Origin of the sequence: Streptomyces sp. NBRC 110035, assembly GCF_000829695.1 — a bacterium.
Classification (GTDB): domain Bacteria; phylum Actinomycetota; class Actinomycetes; order Streptomycetales; family Streptomycetaceae; genus Streptomyces.
On the sequence record NZ_BBNN01000018.1, the window covers coordinates 34,696 to 59,761 of the forward strand.

Here is a 25,066-nt window from a genome sequence, read left to right on the forward strand (position 1 = left end):
ACCCGTGACCGCGGTGTGTGCCGCCAGGACCTGCCCCGGCTCATCGACCGCCTCCTCCACGCGACGGACCAGGACCCGGAGCCCTCCCCGGAGGAGAGGGTGCGAACAGCCGGGACTCCGGCGCAGGAGAGGTCAGTCCCCCGGCGCCCGGCGGTATGCCGTGAGCAGCAGCGCCACGTCGTCCGGCCGGTCATCGACCCTGCGGGCTGTCCTGACCAACTGGTCGGCGAGCTCCTCCACCGAGTCCGCACCGCTGTGCGCGAGCGTGCGGCGAACCGCCTCGATCCCGGTCTCGATGTCGCTGCCGGGCTGCTCGACCAGCCCGTCGGTGTACAGGGCGAGGACACTGCCGGGCGCCAGGGTGAGTGCGGTGACCGGGTAGAAGGCGTCCGCCTCGACGCCCAGCATCACGCCGCCGGCGAGGTCCAGGGTCTCGGTGCGGCCGTCGGGGTGGCGCAGCAGCGGCGGCGGATGGCCGGCCCGGACGGCGAAAGCACGGCCGGTGTCCGGATCGAGTTCGACGTAGCAGCAGGTGGCGAAGGCGTCCGCCTCCAGATCGGCCAGCAGCCGGTTGGTGTGCGTGATGACCTCCTGCGGCGGGTGCCCGCTGGCCGCGAAGGCGTGCACGGCGCTGCGCAGCTGCCCCATGACGGCCGCGGCCTGGACGCTGTGCCCCTCCACGTCACCGATCACCAGCGCCACCCCGCGCTCGGTCCTGATCACGTCGTACCAGTCGCCGCCGATGGCCATGCCCTGGGTTCCCGGCAGATAGCGGCCGGTGCTGACCAGCCCTTCGATCGCGGGCAGCCGGTGCGGCAGCAGCCCCTCCTGCAGGCCGCGCGCGACGGCGGACTCGGCGTCGTACAGCCGGGCCCGCTCCAGCGCCTGGGCGGCCAGTCCGCTCAGCGCGATCAGCGCGGAACGCTCGTCGGGAGTGAACCGGCGGAGGACCTCCCAGCCGAGGATGCAGGAGCCGACCGGACGGCCCGACGCGATCAGCGGCAGGAACGCCCAGGCCCGCATCCGGTCCAGGGTGATCCCCGGATACGCGCCGGTCAGTTCCTCCGGCGACTCGTAGAACAGCGGGAGCCGCGTGGTCAACGCGTGCACGCCGGGCAGCTCCGAGTCCAGAGGGGTGCCCTCGAACGGGGCGAGGAAGCCCTCCGGGTAGCCGGACTCCCACAGCAGGTGCATCCGCTCGTCGCGGACCGCGTACAGGGCCAGCTCGCGGGCACCGAACGCGGGCAGCAACTGTTCGGACACCGCCCGGCACACGTCCATGACGGTGGCGGCCTCGGTGAGCGCACTGGCCATCTGCACGACGTGGTACAGCGCCCCCGTGCGGGGTGCGGCGACCTCCGCCGGCGGCGGCGCGGCGAGATCCGTACCGCGCGGGGCTGTTCCCGCCGTGCCGCCGCCGAAGGCCGTTCCCGGGGCTGTCCCGGGCGCCGCTCCGGCTTCGGACACCGGTCCGGCCACGGCTCCGGCGGGCGGGCCGGTGCGGAAGACACGGCCCGTCAGACCGTGCACCCCGGGATAGAGCACGAAGCCCAGCCAGGCGCCGTTCGGGTCCCGTACCGGATAGGACACCGGCTCCTGCGACAGCATCGCCGCACGGTAACGGTCCTCGTAGTCCGGATCGTGCAGCCAGGTGATCACCTGCCAGGGGTAGTGGCCGAGCAATTCGTCCCGCCCGCAGCCCAGCAGCTCCACACAGCGCTGGTTGGCATAGGTGACCCGGCCGTCCTGGTCGAGCGAGAACAGCCCGTCGGGCAGCCGTTCGGCGGCCTCCGACGCGGTGACCCCGCCCGCCGCGTCGACGAGCGCTCCCACCAGGAGCCTGCCCGCCGACCCCGCCCGTACGACATGCCCCCACAGCTCCACCGGCCGGTAGCGGGGCCGACCGTCCTCCGCGCGCTCGTCCAGTACCCGGAGGCGCCGGTACCCGATCCGCAGACCCGCCCTCGCGTCGCTCCGGCACGTCCTCAGTTCGTGCACGTCGTCCGGGGACACCCGGGCCTCGATGTCCGCCATGGTGCCGCCGAAGTCCTTCCGGGCCAGCCCGAGCAGCGCCAGCGCCTCGTCGTCCGCCCACCACCGGTCACTGTCCAGATCCCACTCGACCATGCCGAGCCGCAGGGTGTGGGTCGGCTGGGTGGGCAGCCGCACGCTGACCGGCTGGTCGTCGTACTCGGTCCGGTACGCCACGGCTTCCGCGACCGCCGGCGTGCCGGTGTCCGTGTCCGTCGGGGCGGGTGCGGGAGAGTCGGCGGGAACGGGGGCACGCCGGACGAACCCGGTCAGGCGCTCCTCCATGCTCCGTCCCGCGTCGTGCAGCACGCGGGCCACCGTCGCCGCGCCCATGGGTTCCCGGGTCGCCGACCGCAGCACGACCAGGACGCCGACGGTCTCGCCGCCCACCGTCACCGGCTGGTAGGCGGAGGCGAACGAGTAGGGCAGCGCGGCGGTGAACTGCGGGAAGCGCAGCATCGTCGCCCGCTCGTCAGGCAGCCACAGCCGCCCGCCCGAGCGGTACGCCTCGGCCACCGGCAGCGCGCCACCCACCGGAATCCGCCACCACGGCTTCAGCAGGGACCGGGGCACCCCGGCCACCACGCACAGCACCAGCGAACGCCGGTCGTGCGACCGCAGGTACACCAGGCCCCCGTACCCACCGAGGGCCTCGACCGCCGCCACCACGGGCCGCGCGAGCACGTCCTCGATCCGCTCCGCGTCGTCGGCCCCGCCCGGTGCCGGACCGGTGCCGGGCCGGTCTCCCGGCCGCTCTCCGGCCGGTACGGCGGCTGCCTCTTCCATCTCGCGTCCTCCCGGTGCGGACGCACAGGACATCATTCGCTCCCCACCAGGATGTGCCATGCCCGGTGCTCCGGCGCGGCGGGAACGGCCCCGGGCCCGCTCCCAGGGTGCCCGGCAGGAACCGGACACGCTGTGGACGCGCTCCGGGCGTGAACGGGATCCGCCCACCGGAGCGCAACCTTTGGGTGAACCAGGCCGTCTCACCTGATATCAGCAGGATGCAACCCCTGGGGGCATGAAATAATGCAAAACAGAACGATCTACGTGACCCTGGCGCTCGTGGGTGCCACGCTGAGTGCGGCGGCGGTCCCCGCCGTCGCCGCCCCGGCCGCAGCTCGGACGGCGACGGTCCCGTCCGCGGCGTGCCCCACCGGCTGGGGCAGCCAGGCCAAGAGCGACACGGCCGGCACCGCCACGACCACACCGGTGCGCGATGTCAGGACCGGCCGCCACGACTGCTACGACCGGATGGTCGTCGACCTGCCGGGCGCGGGCGGCAGTGGCAGCGCCGACGCCGTCGGGTACACGGTCCGGTACGTCGACCGGCTCCACCAGGACGGCTCCGGTACCCACGTCCCGGTCGCCGGCGGCGCCATCCTCGAGGTGCGGGTTGCCGCCCCGTCCTACGACCCCGAGACCGGCGGGCCCACCTATCCGGCACGCGCGGGACAGCCGCTGCCGGGCGTGGACCCGACCGGGTACCGCACCTTCAGGGACACCCGGTTCGCCGCCAGCTTCGAGGGCGACACCCAGATGGGGCTCGGTGTGCGCGCCCGGCTGCCGTTCCGGGTGCTGCAGCTCCAGGACCGTCTCGTCATCGACGTCGCCCACAGCTGGACGGGTGCCCGCTGAGTCACCGAACCGCCCGGCCGGAGCGGACGCGCGGCAGGCTCGGAAGCCATGCCTCCGCTCCGGTGCGGGCGGCGATTGTCAGTGGTCGATGCCACCCTGCCGGTATGGACGAGCTGGAGTTCATGCGCGGCCGGGTCTACGGGGCGGACCACGACGATCCGGGACCGCGCGACGGGCGCTTGTACGTGGAACTGGCCGGCGGACCGCTGGACGGTCTGCTGCTGGACATCACCGACCGTTCCGAGGCGGAACTGCGCGGCGGTGTCGGGCTGCCCACCGAGATGGGCCGCTACGGCGCGGGCGGCCGTGCCCTGTACGTGCCCCGCGTCGGGGACGGAAGTGTGTTCGATTGGAAGGGGGACGTTCCGTGAGGTGCGGGGTGCGGAAGAAAGGCATGAGGCGTGCGCCGTAACTTCCTGGCTCGCGGGTACTGGACGGGGAGCGAGGCAGGCGTAAGGCAGGCGACGTCGTGGAGCGCCGGCCGTTCGTGCACCGGCCGGCCGGCCGGCGGTCGCGGGCGCAGGGAGGCGGTACGAGCCATGGGACTTCTCCTGGACAACGGCCGCGTGCTGCGTGACCGGATCGGCGATGCGATCTTCTCCCGGGTGGCGGGACCGGACGGACCCGAGAACCGGGCCCGCATCCACGACGCGCCCGGCCCGCGCTGGTTCGGTCCCGAGCGCCCGGTCCGGCAGGTGCACGCGGACGCCTCGATGTTCACCGGCGGGCTGTCGGCCCTGCTGCTCCAGTCGCTCCACCCCCTGGCCATGGCCGCCGTCGCGGGGCACTCGGGGTTCCGCGGCGACCCCTGGGGGCGCCTCCAGCGGACCAGCACCTTCCTCGCCATGACCACCTACGGTCCGGCCGACAGCGTCCAGCGGGCCGTCGACCGGGTACGTGCCGTGCACGAGACCGTGCACGGCACCACCCCCGACGGTCAGGAGTACAGTGCCGCCGACCCCCATCTGCTGTGCTGGGTGCACATTGCGGAGGTCGACTCCTTCCTCCGTGCCCACCAGCGCTTCGGCGCCCGGCCGCTGGACGCCGCCGGCTGCGACGCGTACGTCGAGGACATGGCGCGCATCGCCACCGCCCTCGGCGTGCCCGACCCACCGACGAACCGTGCCGAGCTCACCGATCGGCTGGCCGCCTACCGGAGCGAACTGCGCGCGACCCCCGAGGCACGCAGTACGGCGCGCTTCCTGCTGCTCAACCCGCCCGTGCCCGTCCTCGCGCGGCTGCCCTACGGCGCCCTCGCGGCGGGCGCGGTGTCCCTGCTGCCGGTCTGGGCCTCGCGCGCCCTGTGGCTGCCCCGGGCACCGCTCGCCGAGGACGTGTTCGTCCGCCCGCTCGGCACCGCCGTCACCGCCGTCATCCGCTGGGCCCTGGCGCCCGGCGAGCGTGCACGGCGTGGGCAGGAGGACCGACTGCCGGGACCGGGGCAGGGCACTGCCGGTTGACATGCCCGACCGTGGGCACCCAGTGCTGGCCGGTGTGAGGCGGGCTCACACGTCCGGCGCACTCGTGCGGCTGTTGGACCCGGGAGGTCGTCGTGGCGGTTCGTCATCGTCTGGTCAGAACGCCTGCGCGGACCGTCTGGGAGGTCCTCGCGGACGGCAGTCGTCATGCGGACTGGCTGGTGGGAACCCCGTCGTCCGAGCCCGTGCGGGGGCAGTGGCCACGGCTCGGGTCCGCGATCCACTACGAGACCCGGATCGGGCCCCTTCGCCTGGCCGGTGAGACGGTCGTCCGTCGCTGCGAGCGTGGCGAGGCCCTGGAATTCGAAGCACGGGAGGGCCCGCTCGGCACGGCGCGGATCGCCGTCCGGCTGCGGCCCTGGGGGAACGAGTGCCTGGTGACCGTCGACGAGCATCCCCTGCGGGGCGCCGACGGCCGGCTGCGCCGCGCGGCCGTGAGGGCATTGGCCCGGATCCGCCACGGCGCCCTGCTCGCCAGGCTGGCGGAGGTCTGCGAGGCCGACGCCGCCGAGTGGGAACGCCGCCGCCCACTCGGCCAGGTCGTCGCGTCCGAGCCCGGCCGCGACGGCACCCGCGCCTGAGCCCGGGACGCCCCTGGCGTCCGGACGTTCCGGTGCTTCGGCCGGCCGGGCCGGAGAGCGGGGCCCGGCCCCCGAGCTGCCGGGCCGCCACCGCTCAGAGCGACGGCGGGGGCGACGGCGGCGACGGTGTGGCGTCGTGCACAGCGCGGCGGACAGCGCGTGCCAGTCGTGCGCCCCACGGGGAACGGGGCCCGGCGAAGGCGTGCGGCGTCTCACCGGGACAGGGGGCGCGGACTGCGACGCACACCGCGTCGGTGGGAGTGCCCGAACAGTCGTGGCCGGCCTCCAGCAGAGCCTGCACCTTTGCCTCCGTCGCGGTGGCCACCGCGTTGACCAGGGCGGCGTCGGTGAGGGGCACCGGCAGGGCCACGACGATGTTGATCGTGCCCGGCGCGTGTGCGCAGTCCGTGCCGCCCTCCCCGGCCGTCTTCGCGGCCTCGGGGACCGCCGCCCAGCCCCGTACGTCGACGCCCGACGTGACGATGACCTCCGCGCCCCCGTCGTGCGCGTGGGCGTACGACGCGACGTCGGCGGCCGTCATCAGACCGACCCCCGGACCGAACGCGCCCGCACCGGTGGCGAGGTCGGCGAGGTGCCGGGCGGGGTCGGTGCGGCGGTACCCGTGGGGGACCTGCGCGTTGAGGACCCAGGACCGCTCGCCGATGCTACCGCCCTGGACCGCACTGCTGATCATCCGCATGCCCGGCCCGGGAATCCACAACAGGGCGTGCAGCGGTACGCCGTCCTCGACACGGGTCAGGCGGCGCGGGCACAGCAGTCCGACGGAGGTGCGGGGCGGCGGGAGGACGGCGGTCACCGGGCGGAACTCCTCGAGCGGATCGGGGTCGGCCGATCGTATGCCAGGGGCGACCGCCCCGCCCGCAGGAGGCCCGGTCAGCGCTCCGTTTCCGTCCCCGGTGCCTCCGTCGGCCGTGGCCCCCGGAAGCAGGCGGTGACGGACTTGCCGTGCGGGCAGCGACGGGTCTCCCACTCGTCGGCCAGGGCATCGACGAGAAGCATGCCGCGTCCGCCGGTGCCCTCCGTCCCCGGGCTGCGACGGGCCGGCAGCTCCGCCGAGGTGTCGTGGACGGAGATGTGCAGACAACGGTCGTCGCGGGACAGGGTCAACTGGGCGTTGCTGTGGGCATGCCGGTGTGCGTTGGTGACCAGTTCCGACACGGTCAGCAGCACGGCGTCCGCCGTCCCGGGAGCCGTGGTGGTCCAGCCCAGGGCATCGAGGTAGTCGCGGGCCCAGTCGCGCGCCGCCTTCACCTCACCGCCCATCGGGAGGGTACGCGCCCAGCCCACCGCGCGCACCGACGATCCGTCCATGAGGGTCCTTTCTGATCACACCGACGCGGCCCGGACCTTCCCGGACACCGGACCGCGCCGAAGGGCGGCGGAGCCGGTCAGCGGCGACCGCCGCGGAACTTGCCCAGCAGCCGCTGGGCCTGCGCCCGGCGCCGGGGATCGGACGCGGCACGCCGCGCCTGCTCGGTCGCACGCCGCCCCTGAGGGCTCTGGGCGAACCGCTTGATGCGCTCCACGATGCCGGCCATGAGAACTCCTTCCACGGGACCGCGCTCCGGGGGCCCGGCCGGCCGCCCGGAGATCACTCGTCGGTCTCCTGCTCGTCTTCGTCCTGAGTCGGTCCTTGTCGGTTCCTTCCTTCGCCTACCCCCTGGAGACGGAGTCAGCCCTGCGGACGGCGGCAGAGACCTCACGTCTGCTTCAGCGGCTCGTACACCTCGGGCGCGATCCCGAACGTCCACGCCACCCCCTCCCGCGCGGTCCGCGTCGTCGGCGGCACCCGGAGCCAGTACGTACGGTGGGTGCCGTCGGGCTCCGGGGTGGAGTTGACGACCTCCACCATCACGACCGCCTCGTCGCCGTCGAGTTCGACCCGCCAGAGGGTGCCCGTCTCGTCCCGGTGGACGGGCTGCGCACCGGAATCGGCCAGGTAGCGGTCGTAGCCGTAGTACTCGAGCATCACCCGGCGCAGCTCGGCGTTCCCCTCGGCCCGGATCCGCTCCGGCGTGAGGGTGCGCAGTTCCTCCAGGAAGGCACGCCCCACCGGCATGCCGCGCCAGGCGCACAGGGCGAACCCGTCGGGGAACTCCAGTGCCGGGCCGTCCCCGTGGTCCAGCCTGCCCGCCTCGTCACGGTGCAGGGCGACCGGCCGCTCGCACACCACCGCCACCTTCTCGAACGGCCACCACCAGCCGGCGCTGCGGCACACCTGGGCCGGACCGTCGAGCGGGGACGGTCCGGCGGCGTCCAGAGCGGCCAGCCACGGCGCGTCGTGCTGCCCGAGCAGCGCGTCCAGCAGGACCAGCCGTATCTCCGTACGGGCGCCCGCGTCGTCGGCCGCGAGATCGTCGAGCACCCCGGTGCGGATCCGGTCCACCAGAGCCTGCGTGGAGTCCCAGAGGGCACCGCCGGTCGCCGACCAGTGGCGTGCCCAGCCCGCCGCGCCCAACCGGGCGTGCAGGCGCGCGCGTTCGGCGGCCCAGGGCGCCGTGCGCACCGCCTCGCGCACGCTCGCCCCGAAGTCCGTGCCCTGTCGCACCAGCGTCACGCCCTCGCGCGGCGAGTCGGCCCAGACCACCCGCTCCGGCTGCGGCAGCCCGGCCCGCCGGTAGGCCAGCCGGATGCCCTCCTCGGCGGCGGCCCGGTCGGCGCGCACCGCGCTCGCGGCCCACGCCCGCCAGCGCCCCGGACCGCCCTTTGCGCGGTCCCCGCCCGCCGCCGGTGCAAGGCCGCCGGTCACGGCCGCCACCCCGTTCGTCTGCTCCGTCGTCGTCATTCCCCACGTCCCCTGTCCGCACCGCTCGTCCGGTCCGTGCTTCCTGGCAGTGCTTGTCCGGTGCCTGTCGTCCGTGCCGCTCAGTCGGCGACGATCCGTACCGAACCGGGGATGTACTCGCGCTGCCGGACCACGCGGTACCACCCCTTCGGCAACGGGATCGTCGCGTGCTCCTCGTGCACCACCCGGCCGCCCTCGGGCAGATGCAGCAGCAGGGGTCCGAAGGGGCCCGGCTCGCTCACCAGTTCTCCCTTGCCGACGACCGCGTGTGCATGCCCGGTGACCTCTCCCAGGGCCAGCACGAGCCGGCCCCGGACATCACGCGGCTCCTTGGGCGCGTCCGGGACGTGCGCGGGCACCGCCTCCTCGACGACGGGCACGATCAGCACGTCTCCCTGCCGGTACACGGATCTCCCCTCCACTCCGGCGCACGGTGCTCCGGAGTCCATGCGAGGACCGTACGAGCCACCACTGACATTGACAGGGGTACGCAGGTTCCGGTGGTCGTGGCTCCACCACTGACCGATGTCCAGTGCGGCTTCGCGAGGCCCGCCGCCGGGCGTTGTCGGTCGCTGTTGGTAGAACTGCTGCACGCACCGTCGAAGGGCCGCTCCCGGCCCGGGTTCCGTGACGGCGCCGGACCTCGTCCCCCCGCTCGTCCCTCACCCGCGTCACACGTCAGGAGCGGCCCGCATGATCATCGGTGGCACCCTCGAGAAGCTGTACGGACTGCCCGTCTTCTCCTTCCCCGGACCGTCGGGGACGACGGCGGAGCTGCCCGGGCCCGACGCCGTGGCCTGGCGGATCGCCACCGGCTCGTACGACGCCGAGGAGGCGTGGGAGGCGGCCTTCGCCCGGTTCTGCGCCCAGGTCGACACGACCAGGGTGCGGGCGCTGATCGTCGGCGCCTGGGAGGACGCGTACGACTCGGCGCCGTCCGAGGCCGTCCAGGCGCTGCTGGCCGCGCGTGACCGCCTGCCCGCCCTGCGGTCGGTCTTCCTGGGGGACATCACGTCCGAGGAGTGCGAGATCTCCTGGATCAACCAGACCGACGTCACCCCCCTGCTGGCCGGCTTCCCCGCCCTGGAGGAGTTCGGGGTGCGGGGAGGCCAGGGACTGGAGTTCCCCGCTCTGCGTCACGAGGCGCTGCGCTCGCTGACCATGGAGACCGGCGGTCTCCCGGTGGAGGTCGTCCGGGGCGTCGGGGCCAGTGAACTGCCCGCGCTGGAGCACCTCGACCTGTGGCTCGGCACCTCGTGGTACGGCGCGGACAGCGAGGCCGCCGACCTGGAGCCGATTCTGTCCGGTGACCGCTTCCCGCGCCTGCGTCACCTCGCCCTGCGCAACAGCGAGATCCAGGACGAGGTCGCCGCCGCCGTGGCGTCCGCCCCGGTGGTGGCCCGCCTCGACGTGCTCGACCTGTCCATGGGCACCCTCGGCGACGACGGCGCCGTCGCTCTCCTCGGCGGTCAGCCGCTGACGCATCTGAAGAAGCTCGACCTGCACCACAACTACCTCAGCGAGCCTCTCCGGCAGCGTCTGAGCGAGACCTTCGCCGCCGCGGGCGTCGAGGTCGACCTCGACCCGGACGACGCCGAGGCGGACGAGGACGAGGACGGCACCGCCCTCCGCTACGTGTCCGTCGGGGAGTGACGACCGCGTGATGCAGGCCCAGCCGCCCGGCCCGCCCGTGCGCTTCGCCGTGGTGGGCAACCCGGAGAACCGCAGGGTCGCCCTCTTCGCCGAGGCCGTACGCGCGGCCGGCCTGCCCGCACCGCGCATCGTGCCCTGGGCCGACGTCCTGCGGGCGGGCGGGGCGGACTTCGCGGCCGACGAGATCGTCCGGCTCGACTCGCCCGGCGAGAACCCGGAGGTCGACCGGCTGCTGCGGGACATCCAGGACCCCACGAGGGTCGAGGGCTCGGCACTCTGGTACGCGCGGTTCACCCGCGCGACGCGGGGGCTGCGGGGCGGCATCCGCCTCGACGACACCGACGACCTGGCCGTCCTGTTCGACAAGCGGCGCTGCCACGCGACCCTCGAAGCGGCGGACGTCCCCGTGCCCCGGTCACCCACCTCCGGAGGGGACGCGGCACCTGTCCGGGGCTGGGACGACGTCCGGACCCTCATGCGCGAACACCGGATGCCGAGGCTCTTCGTCAAGCCGGCACACGGCTCCTCGGCCTCCGGCGTTCTCGCCGTCGAGTCGTCGGCCGCCGGCCGCATCCGTGCCACCACCTCCGTCGAACTCACACCGGACAAAGTCCTGTTCAACTCCCTCAAGCTGCGCCGCTACGAACGGGAGCGGGACATCGCCGCGATCGTCGACACGCTGGCACCCGACGGACTGCATCTCGAACGCTGGCTGCCCAAGGCCTCGCTGCGGGGACGCGTCACCGATCTGCGGATCGTGGTGGTGGCCGGCCGTGCGACCCACGCCGTGGTGCGCACCAGCACCTCACCACTGACCAACCTCCACCTCGGCGGAAGCCGCGGCGACCTGGACGCGGTCCGGGAGGCCGTAGGGGCGGGAGGCGGCCGGTGGTCCGACGTCCTCGCCGTGTGCGAGCGGACGGCGGCCTGCTTCCCCCGCACCCTGTGCGTGGGCGTCGACCTGCTCCCGGCCGTCGGCTGGCGCAGGTCCGCGGTCGGCGAGGTCAACGCCTTCGGCGATCTGCTGCCCCGCCTCACGGGCCTGCCGGGCAGCGGAGCGGAGGGCCTCGACACCTACGCGGCACAGATCGCCGCCGTCCTGCACCGCACCGGCACCGCGGACACCCCACAGCATCCGAATCACCGGCACCACGCGCAGCACCCGCATGATTCATACAGAACAGGAACCCCCACCCATGCCCGCGCCTGACCCGACGCCCCCCGCGCCCGCACCGCGCGGCCCGCAGGCCGCCGGCCCCACCACACCCCCGGCGCCCCGGCAACCGGACCGGCACGAGCCCGACATGAGCGAGATCGTCGGCAGCCACGACATCCTGCTCGTCACGCTCGACACCCTCCGCCACGACGTCGCCGCCGAACTCGCCGCCACCGGCCGCACCCCGAACCTGGCCCGCCTGCTGCCCGGCGGCCGGTGGGAGGAGCGGCACGCCCCGGGAAGCTTCACCTACGCCTCGCACCAGGCGATCTTCGCCGGCTTCCTGCCGACGCCGGCCACTCCCGGCCCGCACCCCCGCCTGTTCGCGGCACGCTTCGCCGGCAGCGAGACCACGGCCGACGGCACCTTCGTGTACGAGACCCCGGACCTGGTGTCGGGCCTGGCGAAGGAGGGCTACCGCACGGTGTGCATCGGCGGTGTCGGCTTTTTCGACCGGCAGGGCCCCCTCGGCTCGGTACTCCCCGGGATGTTCCAGGAGTCCCACTGGGAGCCGGAGTTCGGCGTCGCCTCGCCCACCTCGTTCGAGGCCCAGGTAACCCGTGCGGAAGAAGTCGTACGGGAACTTCCCGACGAGCAACGCCTGTTCCTCTTCGTCAACGTGGCCGCCCTGCACCAGCCGAACTGGTTTTACCTGCCCGGCGCCACCCGGGCCGACGGTGACACCCGCGCGACGCACGCCGCCGCCCTGGAGTACGTCGACCGGCACATCGGCCGCCTCTTCGCCGCCGCGAGCAGCAGGCGCCCCTGCTTCGCCGTCGTCTGCTCCGACCACGGCACCGCGTACGGCGACGACGGCTACACCGGCCACCGCATCGGCCACCCGTCCGTGTGGACCGTGCCCTACGCCCACTTCCACCTGGACCACACCCCCGCCGAGGCCGCCCGATGACCACTGTCACCAGCCCCCGCCACCCCCGGACCGGCGGGACGTACCCGGCGAGCCCGTACCAGAACTACGTCTACGCCTACCCGCACAAGACCGCCTACCGACGGCTTTCCGACCGCCCGCTCCTGCGCGACCTGTGGGCCGCCGAACCCAAGGACGCCCTTTCCCTCTACCTGCACATCCCGTTCTGCGAGGTCCGCTGCGGCTTCTGCAACCTCTTCACCCGCATCGGAGCCCCCGACGGATTCACCGGTGCCTACCTGGACGCCCTGGACCGGCAGGCGACCGCGGTGCGCGAGGCCCTGGGCGAGCAGGACGGCGTGCGGTTCGCCACCGCGGCCTTCGGCGGAGGCACCCCCACCTTCCTCACCGCCGCCGAACTCGAGCGGCTCTGCGACATCGCCGAACACCGCATGGGCGCCGACCTGCGCGGCGTCCCCCTCTCCGTGGAGGCCTCGCCCGCCACGGCCACCGCCGACCGGCTCGAGGTCCTCTCGGCACGCGGCACCACCCGACTGAGCCTCGGTGTCCAGAGCTTCGACGACGCCGAGGCCCGTGCCGCCGTACGGCCGCAGCGCCGCGCCGACGTCGAGGCGGCCCTCGGCCGCGTCCGCGACGCCCGCATCCCCGTCCTCAACATCGACCTGATCTACGGCATCGACGGCCAGACCGAGCGGACCTGGCTGCTTTCCCTGGACGCCGCCCTGGCCTGGCAGCCCGAGGAGCTCTACCTCTACCCGCTCTACATACGCCCCCTGACCGGTCTCGGCCGCCGCGCACCGGACACCGACCCGGCCTGGGACGAGCAGCGGCTGCGCCTGTACCGGCTGGGCCGCGACCACCTCCTGGCCCGCGGCTACACCCAGCAGTCCATGCGCATGTTCCGTCGCGCAGACGCCCCGCCGCAGGGCGCCGACGACTACGCCTGCCAGACCGACGGCATGATCGGCCTCGGCTGCGGCGCCCGCTCGTACACCGCCGGCCTGCACTACTCCTTCGACTACGCCGTCGGCATGCACGAGATCCGCGGCATCATCGACGACTACGTCCGGCGCCCGGCCGCAGACCTGGCCCGAGCCGAGTACGGCCGGGCGATCGGCACCGACGAGGCCCGCCGCCGCCACCTCATCCAGTCACTGCTCCAGGCGGACGGCCTCGACACCGCCGACTACCGGGCCCGGTTCGACAGCACGCCCCAGGACGACTTCGGCACCGAACTGTCCCGGTTCGCCGACCGCGGCTGGCTGGCGGACGGCGGCCCGCGCGCCCCGCTGCTGCGGCTGACCCCGGAAGGACTCGCCCACTCCGACGCCATCGGGCCGGAGCTGTTCTCCCCGGCCGTCCGGACCGCCATGGCCGCCTACGAGCGGAAGTGAGACCCGTCCCGTGAACCGCTCCACGCCCGGCCCGCCGAACGGCCCCATGGACCTGACCGTGCTCTACCGCGGTCCGCTCGCCTCGTGCGACTACGACTGCCCGTACTGCCCCTTCGCCAAGCGCCGCGACAGCCGGGAGCAACTGCGCGCCGACCGCGCCGCCCTGGAACGGTTCACCCACTGGGCCACCGAGCAGACCGGCGACCGCCTCTCCCTCCTCTTCACCCCCTGGGGCGAGGGCCTGGTCCGTTCCTGGTACCGGCGCGCCCTGACCGACCTCTCCCACCGGCCGCACGTCCGCCGGGTCGTCATCCAGACCAACCTCAGCTGCCGTACCGACTGGCTCGCCGACGCCGACCTCGGCACCCTCGCCCTGTGGTGCACCTACCACCCCGGGCAGACCCCGTACGACCGCTTCCTGGCCAAGAGCCACGAACTGGCCCGCCTCGGTGTCCGGTTCAGCGTCGGCATCGTCGGCCTGTCCGAACACCTGGAGGCGGCCCGGCGGCTGCGCGCCGAGCTGCCGGAGCAGGTGTACCTGTGGGTCAACGCCGCCGAGGGCCGCATGTACGACGACGCCGAGGCGGACCTGTGGACGGCACTGGATCCGCTGTTCGGCTACAGCCGTCACCCGCACGCCAGCGCGGGCCTGCCCTGCCGTACCGGGGAGTCCGTGATCTCCGTCGACGGCGAAGGCACGGTCCGCCGCTGCCACTTCGTCCGCACCGAACTGGGCAACCTCTACGACGGCAGCTACCGGCAGGCCCTGGCCCCGCGCGCCTGCCCCCTCACCAGCTGCGACTGTCACATCGGATACGTCCACCTCGAGACGCTGCCGTTGTACGACGTGTTCGCGGGCGGTGTCCTGGAACGCGTCCCGGCGACGCCCGCTCGACGTGAACCGGGCGACGGAACGGGTTTGCCGCGGGACTCAGCGGCAAGTCGGTGTCCATGAGTGAACAGAACAAGAGCCCGAATCAGAAGACCACCTCTCCCCGGAACGCCGCGGCGAAGGCCCAGAACGCCGCGGAGAAGGCGACCGCTCCCGCCGAGCGGGCGGCAGGCGGCGCCGCCACCAAGGTGGGTGACGCGGCGTCAGTGGCCAAGTCGGGCGCCGAGCGCGCGGCCGGAGCGGCGAACGGCGCCGTGCAGAGCGCGGCCAAGGGCGTCGAGGCGGGCCGTAAGGCGGTCGTCGCCACCTCGGGTCAGGTCGCCGCGACCGCGGTGACCGCCTGGACGGTCCTCTCGAACCGCAAGCTCGTCGCCGCCGGTGTCGGAGCCGGCCTGACCGTACTGAGTGCCGCGTCCTACGCGGTGGGCCGCCGCACGGAACGCCACGCCCACGGTCCCCTCACACGGATGACCGGCGGACGCATCTGACCCGGGGCGGGACGGGGCGGGCGGTTCCACTCGCGCGGTGCGGCCTCGAAGAGGAAAGATGTGTCCGCAAGCGCAGAATCGATCCCTGCCAAGGAGTGGGCACATGCAGCACGAGCGAGCGGGCGGTCCGGCCGGTCCCGAGGATCTCGTCGACGTCGCCCGGCTGGTCACGGCGTACTACGCGGTGCACCCGGACCCGCAGGACGCGGGGCAGCGCGTCGCGTTCGGGACGTCCGGGCACCGTGGCTCGTCCCTGGCGGGCGCGTTCAACGAGGACCACATCGCCGCGACCAGCCAGGCCATTTGCGAGTACCGCGCGGAACAGGGCACCGACGGCCCGCTCTACCTGGGTGCCGACACCCACGCGCTCTCCGAGCCGGCCAGGGTGACCGCCCTGGAGGTGTTCGCCGCCAACGGTGTCACGGTGCTCATCGACAGTGCCGACGGCTACACGCCGACCCCCGCGGTCTCGCACGCGATCCTCACCCACAACCGCGGCCGCACCACCGGCCTGGCGGACGGCGTCGTCGTCACCCCGTCCCACAACCCGCCCGCCGACGGAGGCTTCAAGTACAACCCGCCCAGCGGCGGCCCCGCCGGTTCCGGGGCGACCACCTGGATCCAGGACCGTGCGAACGCCCTGATCCGTGACGGTCTCAAGGGTGTCCGGCGCATTTCCCACGCCCGTGCCCTCGCCGCCCCCGGCACCGGTCGCCACGACTTCCTCGGGACCTATGTCGCCGACCTGCCGGGGGTGCTGGACCTGGACGCGATCCGCACGGCCGGCATCCGCATCGGGGCCGACCCGCTGGGCGGGGCGTCCGTCGCCTACTGGGGCCGTATCGCCGAGCAGTACGGCATCGACCTCACCGTGGTCAACCCCCTCACCGATCCCACCTGGCGGTTCATGACCCTGGACTGGGACGGCAAGATCCGCATGGACTGCTCGTCGCCGCATGCCATGGCCTCCCTCATCGCGCAGCGGGACCGTTTCGACCTGGCCACCGGCAACGACGCGGACGCCGACCGGCACGGCATCGTCACTCCGGACGCCGGCCTGATGAACCCCAACCACTACCTCGCCACAGCCATCCAGTACCTCTACGCGCACCGCGAGCAGTGGCCGGCCGCGGCCGGCGTGGGCAAGACACTGGTGTCGTCCGCGATGATCGACCGGGTCGCCGCCGACCTGAAGCGCGAACTGGTCGAGGTGCCCGTCGGCTTCAAGTGGTTCGTCGACGGGCTGGCGGACGGCACCCTCGGCTTCGGCGGTGAGGAGTCCGCCGGCGCCTCCTTCCTGCGCCGCGACGGCTCGGTGTGGACCACCGACAAGGACGGCATCCTCCTGGCACTGCTCGCCTCCGAGATCACCGCGGTCACAGGGAAGACACCCTCCGAGCACTACGCCGCGCTCACCGCCCGCTTCGGCGAGCCCGCCTACGAACGGATCGACGCCCCGGCGACCCGGGAGGAGAAGGCCCGCCTGGCCAAGCTCTCGCCCGCGCAGGTCACCGCCGACACCCTCGCCGGGGAGGCGGTCACCGCGGTGCTCACCGAGGCCCCCGGCAACGGCGCGTCCATCGGCGGCATCAAGGTGACCACGGCCAACGCCTGGTTCGCGGCCCGCCCCTCGGGCACGGAGGACGTGTACAAGATCTACGCCGAGTCCTTCCAGGGACCCGGCCACCTCCGAAGGGTGCAGGAGGAGGCCAAGGCGGTGGTGCTGTCGGCGCTGGGCGGCTGACGGGTTCCGCGCCGCGCGGTGTGCGGGGGCCGGCGGTGCGTCAGCCGGCCTGCACCGCCGGCGTGGCCGGGGACGGGGAGGCGAGACCGGACGGACCGGACGTCGCCGTGGGCAGTTGCGTGGGGACGTCCTCCGACTGCTGCAGCACCGTGTCGCCGGGCCCCCGATCCGGGGTGCCCGCGCCGGTGGACAGCTGGGACCACGCGCCCAGGACCAGCGCGATCGCGGCAGCCGTACCGATCACCCGGCAGACACGGCGCGCTCTGGCCCGCCTGTCGAGGTCCCGCCACGACGGGCCCTCCCACGGGTCGTCGGGGTACCAGAGGTCACCGACGGCGCCCGTGCTGTCGGCCCCCGGTCCCGCCGTGCGTCCGCGGGCCGGCCGCGGCTGCCACCCCGACGCCCGCTGCAGGGCGGAGGGTTCGACGGGGGCGGTGGCGCGGATGGCGCGTTCGTTGTCCGTGAGGAACCGCTGCCAGACCTCGTCGGGTACCGACGGCGTCCCGTCCCTGTCCTCCGGCTTCTCGCCGTCAGGTCGCTGCGCGGTCACGTCCGTTCCTCTCCGGTGGGGAGCCCGCCGCCGACACCACAGCTCACCCGCACCAGGCAGGACCCCGGGCAGGATCATCCCACAGCGCGAAACCGTCGGGCCAGGGGCCCGGCGTCCCGGACGCGGGTCGTCCGGACCGGTGGGACTCGATTGCATAAAGGTCCGAGGCGGAGGCCGGAACACGCCGGCGACCGTTGCATAGTCTCATCAGCGGGGGAGGGGGAGCCCAGGGAGGAATCGGACGGCTCTCGAGTGCCTCGCCACCGCTGGAGCAGGTCATGACCGACGAGAAGCCGTCATCGAGCCAGACCGCGCTGTCCTGGATGCCGGTCGTGGTCATGCTGGTGATCGCGGTCGTGGACGTCGTGGTCGGACCGGGCGTCGGCCTGCTGCCACTGGTGGCGGTCGGCCCCGCCTTCGCCGGACTCGTCGGCGGCTGGCGCCGCACCGCGGCGATCGGTGTACTCGCCCTGCTGCTGTGCGTGGGACTGGGCCTGTACAACGGGCTGTTCGTGGAGCCCCGCGGCTACACCGCCATGGCGTCCGTGGCCGGGGTCACCGGCGTCGGCGTCGCGGCCGCGGTCATGCGCTCCCGCCGGGAGGCGGAACTGGCGAGCGTGCGGTCGATCGCGGAGGTCGCGCAGCGTGTGCTGCTGCGGCCGGTGCCGCTGAACGCGGGGGCGTTCCAGGTGGCGGTCTCCTACACGTCCGCCGTCGCGGAGGCGCGTATCGGCGGCGATCTGTACGAGGTGGTGGCCACGCCGCACGGCGTGCGGGTGATCGTCGGCGATGTCCAGGGCAAAGGGCTGGCCGCGGTGGAGACGGCCGCCGTGGTGCTCGGTGCCTTCCGGGAGGCCGCCTACGACGAGCGGGACCTGGCCGGGGTCGGCGAGCGGGTGGAGCGCAGCGTGGCCCGGGAACTGGAGGGCGAGCGGTTCGTCACCGCCGTCCTCGCCGAGATCGACGTGGGCCGGGACCTCGTCCTCCTCAACTACGGTCACCCGCCTCCCGCACTCGTACGGCGCGACGGCGGCGTCGACTTCCCGGAGCCGCCGTCGTACGCCCTGCCGCTCGGCCTGACCGCGCACGGCACCGAGGGGCCGCAGCTCTTCCGGGTCGGGTTCGAGCCCGGCGAGCAACTGCTCCTGTACACCGACGGAGTCACCGAGGCGCGCGACGAGGACGGACGCTTCTATCCGCTGGGCGAGCGCACCCGTCTGCTGAAGGAGCCCGACACGCGCCGCGCCCTCGAGGCTCTGCGCGCCGACCTGGTCCGGCATGCCGGCGGGCCGCCCGGCGACGACGCCGCGATGCTCCTGCTGCGCCACCACCGGCACGACGACGGGGACCCGTCCCCGCCCGGTGGTTGAGCCGCGGCTCGCAGGCGTACGGGCCGGGCGGGGGTGAGGTACAAAGGATCCATGCCGGAGCGTGGGGTTCCCGCCGGGACGGGTGACGACGTCGACGCCGTCACCCGTGCGGTCCTGACCGCCTCACGTCTGCTCGTGGAGGTCTCCGCGCGGTCCCTGGGCGCGGTCGAGGACCGGGTGACCCAGCCGCAGTTCCGCATGCTGGTGGTGCTGTCGACCCGCGGCGACACCACGCTGGTCGCCCTCGCCGAGCTGCTCCACGTCGCCCCGTCCACCGCGATGCGCATGGTCGACCGGCTGATCGCGGCCGGACTCGCCGTACGGCGGACCAATCCGGCCAACCGCCGCGAGACGCTGCTGCGGCTGACCGACGAGGGCCGGCGGATCGTCGCGGACGTCACCGCGCGGCGCCGCGCCGAGATCGCCGGGATCGTCGGACGGCTCGCCCCCGAGGAACGGGTGGCGCTCGTCGGGGCGCTCACCGCGTTCAACGAGGCCGGCGGTGAGCCACCGGCTCCGGACGATCCCGAGGGGCCGGGCCCGCCTGCCGAGGACGAAGACGCCCAGCGCGAGCGACCCGGCCGATGAGCGTTGTTGCCGAAACGCCGACAATGCTCGGGTCCAGCAGGAACGGCCGGACGGGACCGGCCCGATCCTCACGGACCGGCTCGCCGCACTGCAGGCAGCCCGACCGTGCGGGAGCGGAGGGCCGGGTCTCAAATATGCATGCTAAATTCCTATTTGAGAGGCTCCCGCGCACAGGACGGTGACACCCGATGACGGCAGACGGCGGCGACCCCACCCCCGAGTACGGTGACGACGATCCGCTGCCCCGGACGCTGTGCGACACGACCGCGCTGGCGGCCCTCGAGGACGGGCCGGCCGGCGCCCTGTGGCGGCTGGCGGAGTCCGGCCGGCAACTCGACGCCAACGTCGTCCGCATCCCGCCCGGCCGGCAGGTCGACACGCACCGTGAGCCCGACCTCGACGTCCTTCTCCTCGTCCTGGCCGGTGAGGGCTCACTGACCGCGCCCGACGGCGCGCAGCCCCTGCGTGCGGGCGTCCTGACCTGGCTCCCGCACGGCTCCATGCGCGCACTCGCCGCCGGCGCCCAGGGACTGACCTACCTGACCGTGCACCGCCGCCGCCCCGGTATGCGGATCAAGCCGTCCGGCGCGGCGGCGCCTTCGGCCGGCCGGCCTCAGCAGCAGTGACCAGACGGATCCTTCGTCCAGAAGGTGCAACCCGAGCCAACAAAGTGATAACAGCAGACAACTTCTGAACGCCGTGAGCGGTCTAGTACGCCATGAAGATCTCTTTCCTGATCCACAACGCCTATGGCATCGGAGGCACGATCACCACCACGTTCAACCTCGCCGCCGCGCTGGCCGAACGGCACGACGTGGAGATCGTCTCCGTGCTGCGGCACCGGGAGCACCCGAACCTCACCCCGCACCCCGATGTGAGGCTCCGGCACCTGGTGGATCTCAGGCAGGAGAAGGACGACCCCCGGCACCGGATACCGGCCAAGGTGTTCCCCTCGGCCGAGTACCGCTACCACCAGTACAGCGAGCTGACGGACCAGCGGATCGCCGCGTGCCTGGGGTCCATCGACGCCGACGTGGTCATCGGAACCCGGCCGGGACTCAACGTGCACCTCGCACTCCAGGCCCCGGAGCACGTCGCACGGGTCGGCCAGGAGCACCTCACCCTGGACAACCACCCGCCCCGGCTGCGCACCGCGCTGCGCCGTGCCTACCGCCGCCTCGACGTGCTCACCACCGTCACCGAGGCGGACGCCGACTCCTACCGGCGCAAGATGCGGCTGCCCGGCGTACGGGTGGAGGCCCTGCCGAACAGCGTCCCCGATCCCGTCCTGCCCGCCGCCGACGGCACCGCCAAGGTGGTCGTCACGGCCGGCCGGCTGGTCCCCGTCAAGCGCTACGACCTGATCATCCGCGCGTTCGCCCGGGTCGCCGCCGCCCACCCCGACTGGCAGCTGCGCATCTACGGCAAGGGCGAGGAGCAGGCCGCGCTGCGCCGCCTGATCGAGTCGCTCGGCCTGTGGAACAACGTCTTCCTCATGGGCGCGGCGACCCCGATGGAGGCCGAGTGGGTCAAGGGTTCCCTCGGGGTCGCCGCGTCCAACTTCGAGCCGTTCGGCATGACCATCGTCGAGGCGATGCGCTGCGGACTGCCCGTGGTGAGCACCGACTGCCCCTACGGACCCGGAGAGATCATCAAGGACGGCGTCGACGGTCGGCTGGTGCCCGTAGGTGACGCCGACGCCCTCGGCGCGGCCCTGCTGGAACTCGTCGGTGACGACGAACGCCGCCGCCGCATGGGCAGGGCGGCCCTCGAGAACGCCCGCCGCTACGCCCCCGGGCCCGTCGTGGCGCAGGCGGAACGCCTCGCGGGGCAGGCCGTGGCGGCCAGAAGCACCGGCGGGTGCTCCGCACCGCAGGAGGGCCGGGCCCACCGGACCCTGTCCGGCCAGGGCCACGCCGCCGCCGACCTCGCCCTCGCCGCCGCCTCCGAGGCGCTGCGCACCCTCCGGAAGGGACGTCGATGAGCACCGCCGCACAGGACACGGGTGCACCGCGCGCCCACTGCACGGTCGACGCCGACGGCCGGACGGCCTTCCGCGTCGCACTGCACCCGGCCGGGCGCCCCCGGCTGGCCCTGGTGCCGAGACCGAAGAAGAACGCGCCGGAACAGCCGACCCACCTCCTCGACCTCGAACCCCACGGCGACGACGGCGACCTGGGCGCGGTGCTCGAACCGCTGCCCGCCCTCGCCGAGGGCCGCTGGGACGCGTACCTGATGAGGGAAACGGACGCCGTGCGGGAACGGCTGCGCCCCGGCCTGCGGGACCTGCGCGCCCTCGTCGACGGAAACCTGCGCGTGTGGCCGTCCCCGGTGGCCGTCCGGGTGCCCTACGCCACGAAGGACGGGTTCCTCGCGGTGCGGGCCTGGCTGCGCACCGCCCACGCCGAGGCAGGCCGCCTCGACCTCGCGGACGGCGCGATGACGGTCCACGCGCGCCTGCACGGCGCCGAACTCTCCGACGGGGCCACCGTGTTGCTCCGGCTGCGCAGTGACAGGGGCACCACGCGCTCCTTCCCGCTGCGGACCGAGGGCGGCGCCTTCTCCTTCACCGCACCTTTGGGGGAACTGTCCGGCGGGGTGCCCCGCGACCAGGTCTGGGACGTCTTCCTGCGGCCCGCGGCCGACGCCCCACTGGTCCGGATCGGCCGATTCCTCGACGACGTGGCCGACCGCAAGACGGTGTGCGTGTACCCGGCGCTCACCGTCGGCGAAGCCGCCGTGCGCCCGTACTACACCGTCGACAACGACCTCGCCGTCGAGGTGACCGCCGTGCACTGAACCGGCCACCGTCCACCTTCGTCCGTCCAGGCGGTGACGGACGAGGAGCAGAGGTCCCACGCGGGAGATCCCAGTCGTCGGCGGCGGCTACGCGGGGCGGGCAACTTGTCCCACTCCGTGGTGCACCACCTCACCGACCGGCCCGGCGCCGTGCTCGTCAACACGGCCCGTGGCGCCGTCGTCGACCAGGACGCGCTCACCGACGCGGCGCTCGCCGGGCGTATCCGTGCCGTGCTCGACGTCACCGAACCCGAAGTCCTGCCGCCCGAACACCCCTTGTGGAGTTGCGAGAACGTCCTGCTCACCCCCCCACCTCGCCGGCTCCCAGGGCAACGAGCTGCGCCGCCTGGCCGATCTCGCACTCGCGGAGATCGCCCGCTGGGCCGCCGGCGACGGCTTCCTCCATCCCGTACGACGCGAAAGGCTGGCCTTCCTCGCATGAGCACCCCCTTCGAACCGCTCCCGGAGAACCGCGACCTGAGCCCGTACACCGGTTACACCCGCGCCCACTGGGAGGCCGCCGCGGACGGCCTCCTCACCGCGGCCTGGCGCTGGAGCACCCCCGGCCACGCCCTGCTGGACCTGCCGGGACGGCCCTCCCGCTCGGGCGTGCGCTCCGACGGCCTCGAGGGGTACGCGAGGACGTTCCTCGCCGCCGCCTTCCGTGTGGCCGGTGCGGACGGGGACGACCCCCACGGGTGGCTCGAGCGCTACGCGAGCGGACTCGCCGCCGGCACCCGCACCCCGGGCCGTGACGACACCGAGTCCTGGCCGCTGATCCTCGACTTCACGGTGCAGGGCCAGCCCATGGTCGAGTCGGCGTCGGTCGCCCTCGGGCTGCGCCTGACCGCTCCCTGGCTGTGGAACAGCCTCGACCCCGGTGTGCAGGACCGCGCCGAGGAGTGGCTGCGGGGTGCTCTGCGGCGCACCCCCGCGCCCAACAACTGGTACCTCTTCCCGTACACCGTCGCAGGGTTCCTGGAGTCCGTCGGCCGCGGCGACAGCGAGACGGCCGCGGCCCGGCGGCGCGCGGTGGACCTCCTCGAGAGCTGGTACCAGGGGGACGGCTGGTACACCGACGGGGACGTGCGGGCCTTCGACCACTACAACGGCTGGGCCCTGCACCTCTACCCGGTCCTCGACGCCCATCTCTGCGGCGACGCCGACGCCCTGGCCCACTACGGCTCCCGGCTGCGCACCCATCTCGAGGGATTCGCCCTGATGTTCGGAGCGGACGGGGCTCCGATGCACTACGGGCGGTCGCTCACCTACCGGTTCGCGGCCGCCTCGGCCGTCGCACTGGGCGCGGTGACCGGACACAGCCCGCTGACACCGGGAGCCTCGCGCCGTATCGCCGACGGCAGCCTGCGCCACTTCCTGGACCGGGGTGCGCTGACCGGCGACGGGCTGCTGAGCCCCGGCTGGCACGGTCCGCACGACGCCGTGCTGCAGACCTACTCGGGCCCGGCGTCCCCGTACTGGGCGTCGAAGGCGTTCGTCGCGCTGCTCGCTCCCGCCGGCCACGCCCTCTGGACGGACCGCGAGGAGCCCGCGCCGGTGGAGGAGGGCGACCGGGTGCTCGCCCTCCCCGCACCAGGACTGCTTCTCCAGACGACCCGTGCCGACGGAATCGCCCGCCTGCACAACCACGGCAGCCACCATGTGGGCCCGCACCGGGCGGAGACGGCGGCCGAGGACGACCCGCACTACGGGCGCCAGGCCTACTCGACCCGCACCGGCCCGACCGCGACCGGGAACATCGCCGACAACCACCTGTCCGTGGTGGTCGGCGGCCGGCCCAGTGTGCGCTGCCGAGTCCACCCGCTGGGCGCCGGGCAGGGAGACGGGTGGGGCTGGGCGGCCTCCTGGCACCGGCCGGTGTTCGCCGACGGCCCGCCGATGGTGCCGGGTCTGCGGGTGGAGAGCGTCACGGTGGCCCTCGGCCGGCACGAACTGCGGGTGCACCGGGTGGTGGGGGCGCCGGCGGACTCCCTCGTCACGCACACAGGCTGGGCCACCGGCCCCGACGAGCCGCTGTCCTCGTCCCTGCACGGTCTGCACGGCTGGGACGCTTCCGCCGCGGACCCGGTCCGCGCTCCTCAGGGGACGGCCTTCACCCGCTGGGCCCTGGTGCCCCGGCTCACGGGCCGGTCCGACGGCACGTCCGTGCACGTCAGCCTGGCGAGTCTGACCGCCGAGCCCGGCCCGCGGCCCTTGTCGGAGGCGGTCCGGGAAGTCCGGGTGGACGAGGGGGACACGGTCGAGGTCGTGTGGGACGGCAACGGATCCCGCACCCGGATCTCGTTCGACCCGGTGGGGGTCGGCCACACGGACCGGTGACCGGGTGCGGGCTTCGGGTCCGCGTCGAATCGGTGCAGGGCGGGGGCGCCGTCCGGGAGGGCGGCGCCCCCGCCGCCCGTACCGGTGGGGTTTTCCGGGACGAGGACCAGGAGTTCGGCGCCGTCCCCCTGTTCGCACAGGCGCCGGACACTCCGGGGGTGATGATCCGCGACACCGGCATCCACGGCTCCACGTACGACGGCATCCAGTTCGAGACCGGCGGCGCCGTGCCGGACGTCCGGATCGGCAACGTCACGGTCGACAGGTCCACCAACGGGTCCGGCGTCCTCGCCATGGGCGGCGCCCGCGGCAGCGCCACCCCGACGGACGTCACCGTCACCGGTTCGGCCGAGGGCAAGGTGCTGATCGAACCCGGCTCCCCGTTCGCGATCAACCGGTGGTCCCACCGCGCCACCGCCCCTGGGCCACCGCGCCGGGCGACGGGCCCGTACCGCTCGGGTACGGGCCCCGGTGCGTCCGGAGGGCCCCACCGGGACGCGCGAGTCCCCCGCCCACCGCGCCACAATGTGCGATGAAGTGAATGCTTAGCGTGACACGCCGGGCGGGTCCGGGTCTCACACGGGCGGGCGCATTTACGAGATCCTCCCC

The 25,066-nt window shown here is 73.7% G+C and carries 24 protein-coding genes and 2 pseudogenes; 19 read left to right on the forward strand and 7 right to left on the reverse strand.

Going from position 1 to position 25,066, the window contains the following annotated elements; translation table 11 throughout:
- Positions 1-132: 132 nt before the first annotated feature.
- Positions 133-2,817 carry a SpoIIE family protein phosphatase gene (locus TU30_RS06520; RefSeq protein ID WP_042165774.1) on the reverse strand — a complete coding sequence of 895 codons (2,685 nt, stop codon included), beginning with the start codon at positions 2,815-2,817 and terminating at the stop codon, positions 133-135.
- A gap of 243 nt (positions 2,818-3,060) precedes the next feature.
- On the opposite strand from TU30_RS06520, the gene TU30_RS06525 reads away from it, so the two are divergent.
- From TU30_RS06525 to TU30_RS06540, 4 genes are all read left to right on the forward strand, one after another.
- Positions 3,061-3,669: a hypothetical protein gene (locus TU30_RS06525; RefSeq protein ID WP_042165776.1), complete on the forward strand. Its 609-nt coding sequence runs from the start codon at positions 3,061-3,063 to the stop codon at positions 3,667-3,669.
- 104 nt (positions 3,670-3,773) lie between these two features.
- Positions 3,774-4,040: a hypothetical protein gene (locus tag TU30_RS06530; protein ID WP_042165779.1), complete on the forward strand. Its 267-nt coding sequence runs from the start codon at positions 3,774-3,776 to the stop codon at positions 4,038-4,040.
- A 168-nt stretch (positions 4,041-4,208) separates the two neighbouring features.
- A complete protein-coding gene (locus tag TU30_RS06535) occupies positions 4,209-5,129 on the forward strand; it encodes an oxygenase MpaB family protein (protein WP_078878150.1) in 921 nt (306 codons plus the stop codon).
- 92 nt (positions 5,130-5,221) lie between these two features.
- A complete protein-coding gene (locus TU30_RS06540) occupies positions 5,222-5,728 on the forward strand; it encodes an SRPBCC family protein (protein ID WP_042165781.1) in 507 nt (168 codons plus the stop codon).
- 94 nt (positions 5,729-5,822) lie between these two features.
- On the opposite strand, the gene TU30_RS06545 is transcribed toward TU30_RS06540, so the two are convergent.
- The 5 genes from TU30_RS06545 to TU30_RS06560 all read right to left on the reverse strand — a co-directional run bounded on the left by TU30_RS06545 (position 5,823) and on the right by TU30_RS06560 (position 8,941).
- Positions 5,823-6,545, reverse strand: coding sequence for an adenosylcobinamide amidohydrolase (locus TU30_RS06545; protein ID WP_042165784.1), 723 nt, complete (start codon positions 6,543-6,545; stop codon positions 5,823-5,825).
- 77 nt (positions 6,546-6,622) lie between these two features.
- A complete protein-coding gene (locus TU30_RS06550; protein WP_042165786.1) occupies positions 6,623-7,060 on the reverse strand; it encodes an ATP-binding protein in 438 nt (145 codons plus the stop codon).
- A gap of 77 nt (positions 7,061-7,137) precedes the next feature.
- Positions 7,138-7,287 carry a hypothetical protein gene (locus tag TU30_RS36425; RefSeq protein ID WP_176726219.1) on the reverse strand — a complete coding sequence of 50 codons (150 nt, stop codon included), beginning with the start codon at positions 7,285-7,287 and terminating at the stop codon, positions 7,138-7,140.
- A gap of 161 nt (positions 7,288-7,448) precedes the next feature.
- Entirely contained in the window at positions 7,449-8,534 is a 1,086-nt protein-coding gene (locus TU30_RS06555; RefSeq protein WP_042165788.1) for a DUF6745 domain-containing protein, read from the reverse strand.
- Positions 8,535-8,614: 80 nt separating this feature from the next.
- On the reverse strand, positions 8,615-8,941 hold the full coding sequence (locus TU30_RS06560) for a hypothetical protein (protein ID WP_042165790.1): 327 nt from the start codon (positions 8,939-8,941) through the stop codon (positions 8,615-8,617).
- Between the two features lie 286 nt (positions 8,942-9,227).
- On the opposite strand from TU30_RS06560, the gene TU30_RS06565 reads away from it, so the two are divergent.
- The 7 genes from TU30_RS06565 (at position 9,228) to pgm (ending at position 16,810) form a co-directional block, all read left to right on the forward strand.
- Positions 9,228-10,187: an STM4015 family protein gene (locus tag TU30_RS06565; RefSeq protein WP_042165792.1), complete on the forward strand. Its 960-nt coding sequence runs from the start codon at positions 9,228-9,230 to the stop codon at positions 10,185-10,187.
- Between the two features lie 10 nt (positions 10,188-10,197).
- The gene (locus tag TU30_RS06570) at positions 10,198-11,397 is read left to right on the forward strand and encodes an STM4014 family protein (protein ID WP_042166561.1); all 1,200 of its coding nucleotides are present in this window, start codon (positions 10,198-10,200) and stop codon (positions 11,395-11,397) included.
- A 94-nt stretch (positions 11,398-11,491) separates the two neighbouring features.
- The gene (locus TU30_RS06575) at positions 11,492-12,313 is read left to right on the forward strand and encodes an STM4013/SEN3800 family hydrolase (RefSeq protein WP_042166564.1); all 822 of its coding nucleotides are present in this window, start codon (positions 11,492-11,494) and stop codon (positions 12,311-12,313) included.
- The gene (locus TU30_RS06580; protein ID WP_042165795.1) at positions 12,310-13,686 is read left to right on the forward strand and encodes an STM4012 family radical SAM protein; all 1,377 of its coding nucleotides are present in this window, start codon (positions 12,310-12,312) and stop codon (positions 13,684-13,686) included. Before TU30_RS06575 ends, TU30_RS06580 begins: the two co-directional genes overlap by 4 nt.
- Before the next feature lie 46 nt (positions 13,687-13,732).
- Positions 13,733-14,641, forward strand: a complete 909-nt coding sequence (locus TU30_RS06585) for an STM4011 family radical SAM protein (RefSeq protein WP_042166567.1) — start codon at positions 13,733-13,735, stop codon at positions 14,639-14,641.
- Positions 14,638-15,066 carry a hypothetical protein gene (locus tag TU30_RS06590; protein ID WP_042166569.1) on the forward strand — a complete coding sequence of 143 codons (429 nt, stop codon included), beginning with the start codon at positions 14,638-14,640 and terminating at the stop codon, positions 15,064-15,066. Before TU30_RS06585 ends, TU30_RS06590 begins: the two co-directional genes overlap by 4 nt.
- A 103-nt stretch (positions 15,067-15,169) precedes the next feature.
- Positions 15,170-16,810 carry a phosphoglucomutase (alpha-D-glucose-1,6-bisphosphate-dependent) gene (pgm, locus tag TU30_RS06595; protein WP_042165797.1) on the forward strand — a complete coding sequence of 547 codons (1,641 nt, stop codon included), beginning with the start codon at positions 15,170-15,172 and terminating at the stop codon, positions 16,808-16,810.
- A 40-nt stretch (positions 16,811-16,850) separates the two neighbouring features.
- Here pgm and TU30_RS06600 read toward each other — a convergent pair whose 3' ends face one another.
- Positions 16,851-17,360 carry a hypothetical protein gene (locus TU30_RS06600; RefSeq protein ID WP_042165799.1) on the reverse strand — a complete coding sequence of 170 codons (510 nt, stop codon included), beginning with the start codon at positions 17,358-17,360 and terminating at the stop codon, positions 16,851-16,853.
- Positions 17,361-17,638: 278 nt separating this feature from the next.
- Here TU30_RS06600 and TU30_RS06605 point away from each other — a divergent pair, with 278 nt between their 5' ends.
- The 8 genes and pseudogenes from TU30_RS06605 to TU30_RS33755 all read left to right on the forward strand — a co-directional run.
- Entirely contained in the window at positions 17,639-18,730 is a 1,092-nt protein-coding gene (locus TU30_RS06605; RefSeq protein WP_042165801.1) for a PP2C family protein-serine/threonine phosphatase, read from the forward strand.
- Between the two features lie 51 nt (positions 18,731-18,781).
- Positions 18,782-19,318 carry a MarR family winged helix-turn-helix transcriptional regulator gene (locus tag TU30_RS06610; protein ID WP_042165804.1) on the forward strand — a complete coding sequence of 179 codons (537 nt, stop codon included), beginning with the start codon at positions 18,782-18,784 and terminating at the stop codon, positions 19,316-19,318.
- A gap of 188 nt (positions 19,319-19,506) precedes the next feature.
- Complete coding sequence (locus TU30_RS06615; RefSeq protein WP_042165807.1) at positions 19,507-19,944, forward strand: hypothetical protein; 438 nt, start codon at positions 19,507-19,509, stop codon at positions 19,942-19,944.
- A 92-nt stretch (positions 19,945-20,036) separates the two neighbouring features.
- Complete coding sequence (locus TU30_RS06620; RefSeq protein ID WP_042165808.1) at positions 20,037-21,302, forward strand: glycosyltransferase family 4 protein; 1,266 nt, start codon at positions 20,037-20,039, stop codon at positions 21,300-21,302.
- The gene (locus TU30_RS06625; RefSeq protein ID WP_042165811.1) at positions 21,299-22,117 is read left to right on the forward strand and encodes a hypothetical protein; all 819 of its coding nucleotides are present in this window, start codon (positions 21,299-21,301) and stop codon (positions 22,115-22,117) included. Before TU30_RS06620 ends, TU30_RS06625 begins: the two co-directional genes overlap by 4 nt.
- Positions 22,118-22,255: 138 nt before the next feature.
- Positions 22,256-22,559: pseudogene (locus tag TU30_RS33750) on the forward strand (NAD(P)-dependent oxidoreductase); the annotation flags it as partial.
- Complete coding sequence (locus tag TU30_RS06635; RefSeq protein WP_042165815.1) at positions 22,556-24,457, forward strand: DUF2264 domain-containing protein; 1,902 nt, start codon at positions 22,556-22,558, stop codon at positions 24,455-24,457. The pseudogene TU30_RS33750 and the gene TU30_RS06635, both read left to right, overlap by 4 nt.
- Positions 24,458-24,534: 77 nt before the next feature.
- Positions 24,535-24,855: pseudogene (locus TU30_RS33755) on the forward strand (hypothetical protein); the annotation flags it as partial.
- Positions 24,856-25,066 lie beyond the last annotated feature (211 nt).

Excerpts from the sequence above, each read along its gene's own strand:
- TU30_RS06520 (WP_042165774.1), bottom strand. The coding sequence starts at position 2,817 with ATGGAAGAGGCAGCCGCCGTACCGGCCGGAGAGCGGCCGGGAGACCGG.
- TU30_RS06525 (WP_042165776.1), top strand. The coding sequence starts at position 3,061 with ATGCAAAACAGAACGATCTACGTGACCCTGGCGCTCGTGGGTGCCACG.
- TU30_RS06530 (WP_042165779.1), top strand. The coding sequence starts at position 3,774 with ATGGACGAGCTGGAGTTCATGCGCGGCCGGGTCTACGGGGCGGACCAC.
- TU30_RS06535 (WP_078878150.1), top strand. The coding sequence starts at position 4,209 with ATGGGACTTCTCCTGGACAACGGCCGCGTGCTGCGTGACCGGATCGGC.
- TU30_RS06550 (WP_042165786.1), bottom strand. The coding sequence starts at position 7,060 with ATGGACGGATCGTCGGTGCGCGCGGTGGGCTGGGCGCGTACCCTCCCG.
- TU30_RS36425 (WP_176726219.1), bottom strand. The coding sequence starts at position 7,287 with ATGGCCGGCATCGTGGAGCGCATCAAGCGGTTCGCCCAGAGCCCTCAG.
- TU30_RS06555 (WP_042165788.1), bottom strand. The coding sequence starts at position 8,534 with ATGACGACGACGGAGCAGACGAACGGGGTGGCGGCCGTGACCGGCGGC.
- TU30_RS06565 (WP_042165792.1), top strand. The coding sequence starts at position 9,228 with ATGATCATCGGTGGCACCCTCGAGAAGCTGTACGGACTGCCCGTCTTC.
- TU30_RS06570 (WP_042166561.1), top strand. The coding sequence starts at position 10,198 with ATGCAGGCCCAGCCGCCCGGCCCGCCCGTGCGCTTCGCCGTGGTGGGC.
- TU30_RS06575 (WP_042166564.1), top strand. The coding sequence starts at position 11,492 with ATGAGCGAGATCGTCGGCAGCCACGACATCCTGCTCGTCACGCTCGAC.
- TU30_RS06580 (WP_042165795.1), top strand. The coding sequence starts at position 12,310 with ATGACCACTGTCACCAGCCCCCGCCACCCCCGGACCGGCGGGACGTAC.
- TU30_RS06585 (WP_042166567.1), top strand. The coding sequence starts at position 13,733 with ATGGACCTGACCGTGCTCTACCGCGGTCCGCTCGCCTCGTGCGACTAC.
- TU30_RS06590 (WP_042166569.1), top strand. The coding sequence starts at position 14,638 with ATGAGTGAACAGAACAAGAGCCCGAATCAGAAGACCACCTCTCCCCGG.
- pgm (WP_042165797.1), top strand. The coding sequence starts at position 15,170 with ATGCAGCACGAGCGAGCGGGCGGTCCGGCCGGTCCCGAGGATCTCGTC.
- TU30_RS06605 (WP_042165801.1), top strand. The coding sequence starts at position 17,639 with ATGACCGACGAGAAGCCGTCATCGAGCCAGACCGCGCTGTCCTGGATG.
- TU30_RS06610 (WP_042165804.1), top strand. The coding sequence starts at position 18,782 with ATGCCGGAGCGTGGGGTTCCCGCCGGGACGGGTGACGACGTCGACGCC.
- TU30_RS06615 (WP_042165807.1), top strand. The coding sequence starts at position 19,507 with ATGACGGCAGACGGCGGCGACCCCACCCCCGAGTACGGTGACGACGAT.
- TU30_RS06620 (WP_042165808.1), top strand. The coding sequence starts at position 20,037 with ATGAAGATCTCTTTCCTGATCCACAACGCCTATGGCATCGGAGGCACG.
- TU30_RS06625 (WP_042165811.1), top strand. The coding sequence starts at position 21,299 with ATGAGCACCGCCGCACAGGACACGGGTGCACCGCGCGCCCACTGCACG.
- TU30_RS06635 (WP_042165815.1), top strand. The coding sequence starts at position 22,556 with ATGAGCACCCCCTTCGAACCGCTCCCGGAGAACCGCGACCTGAGCCCG.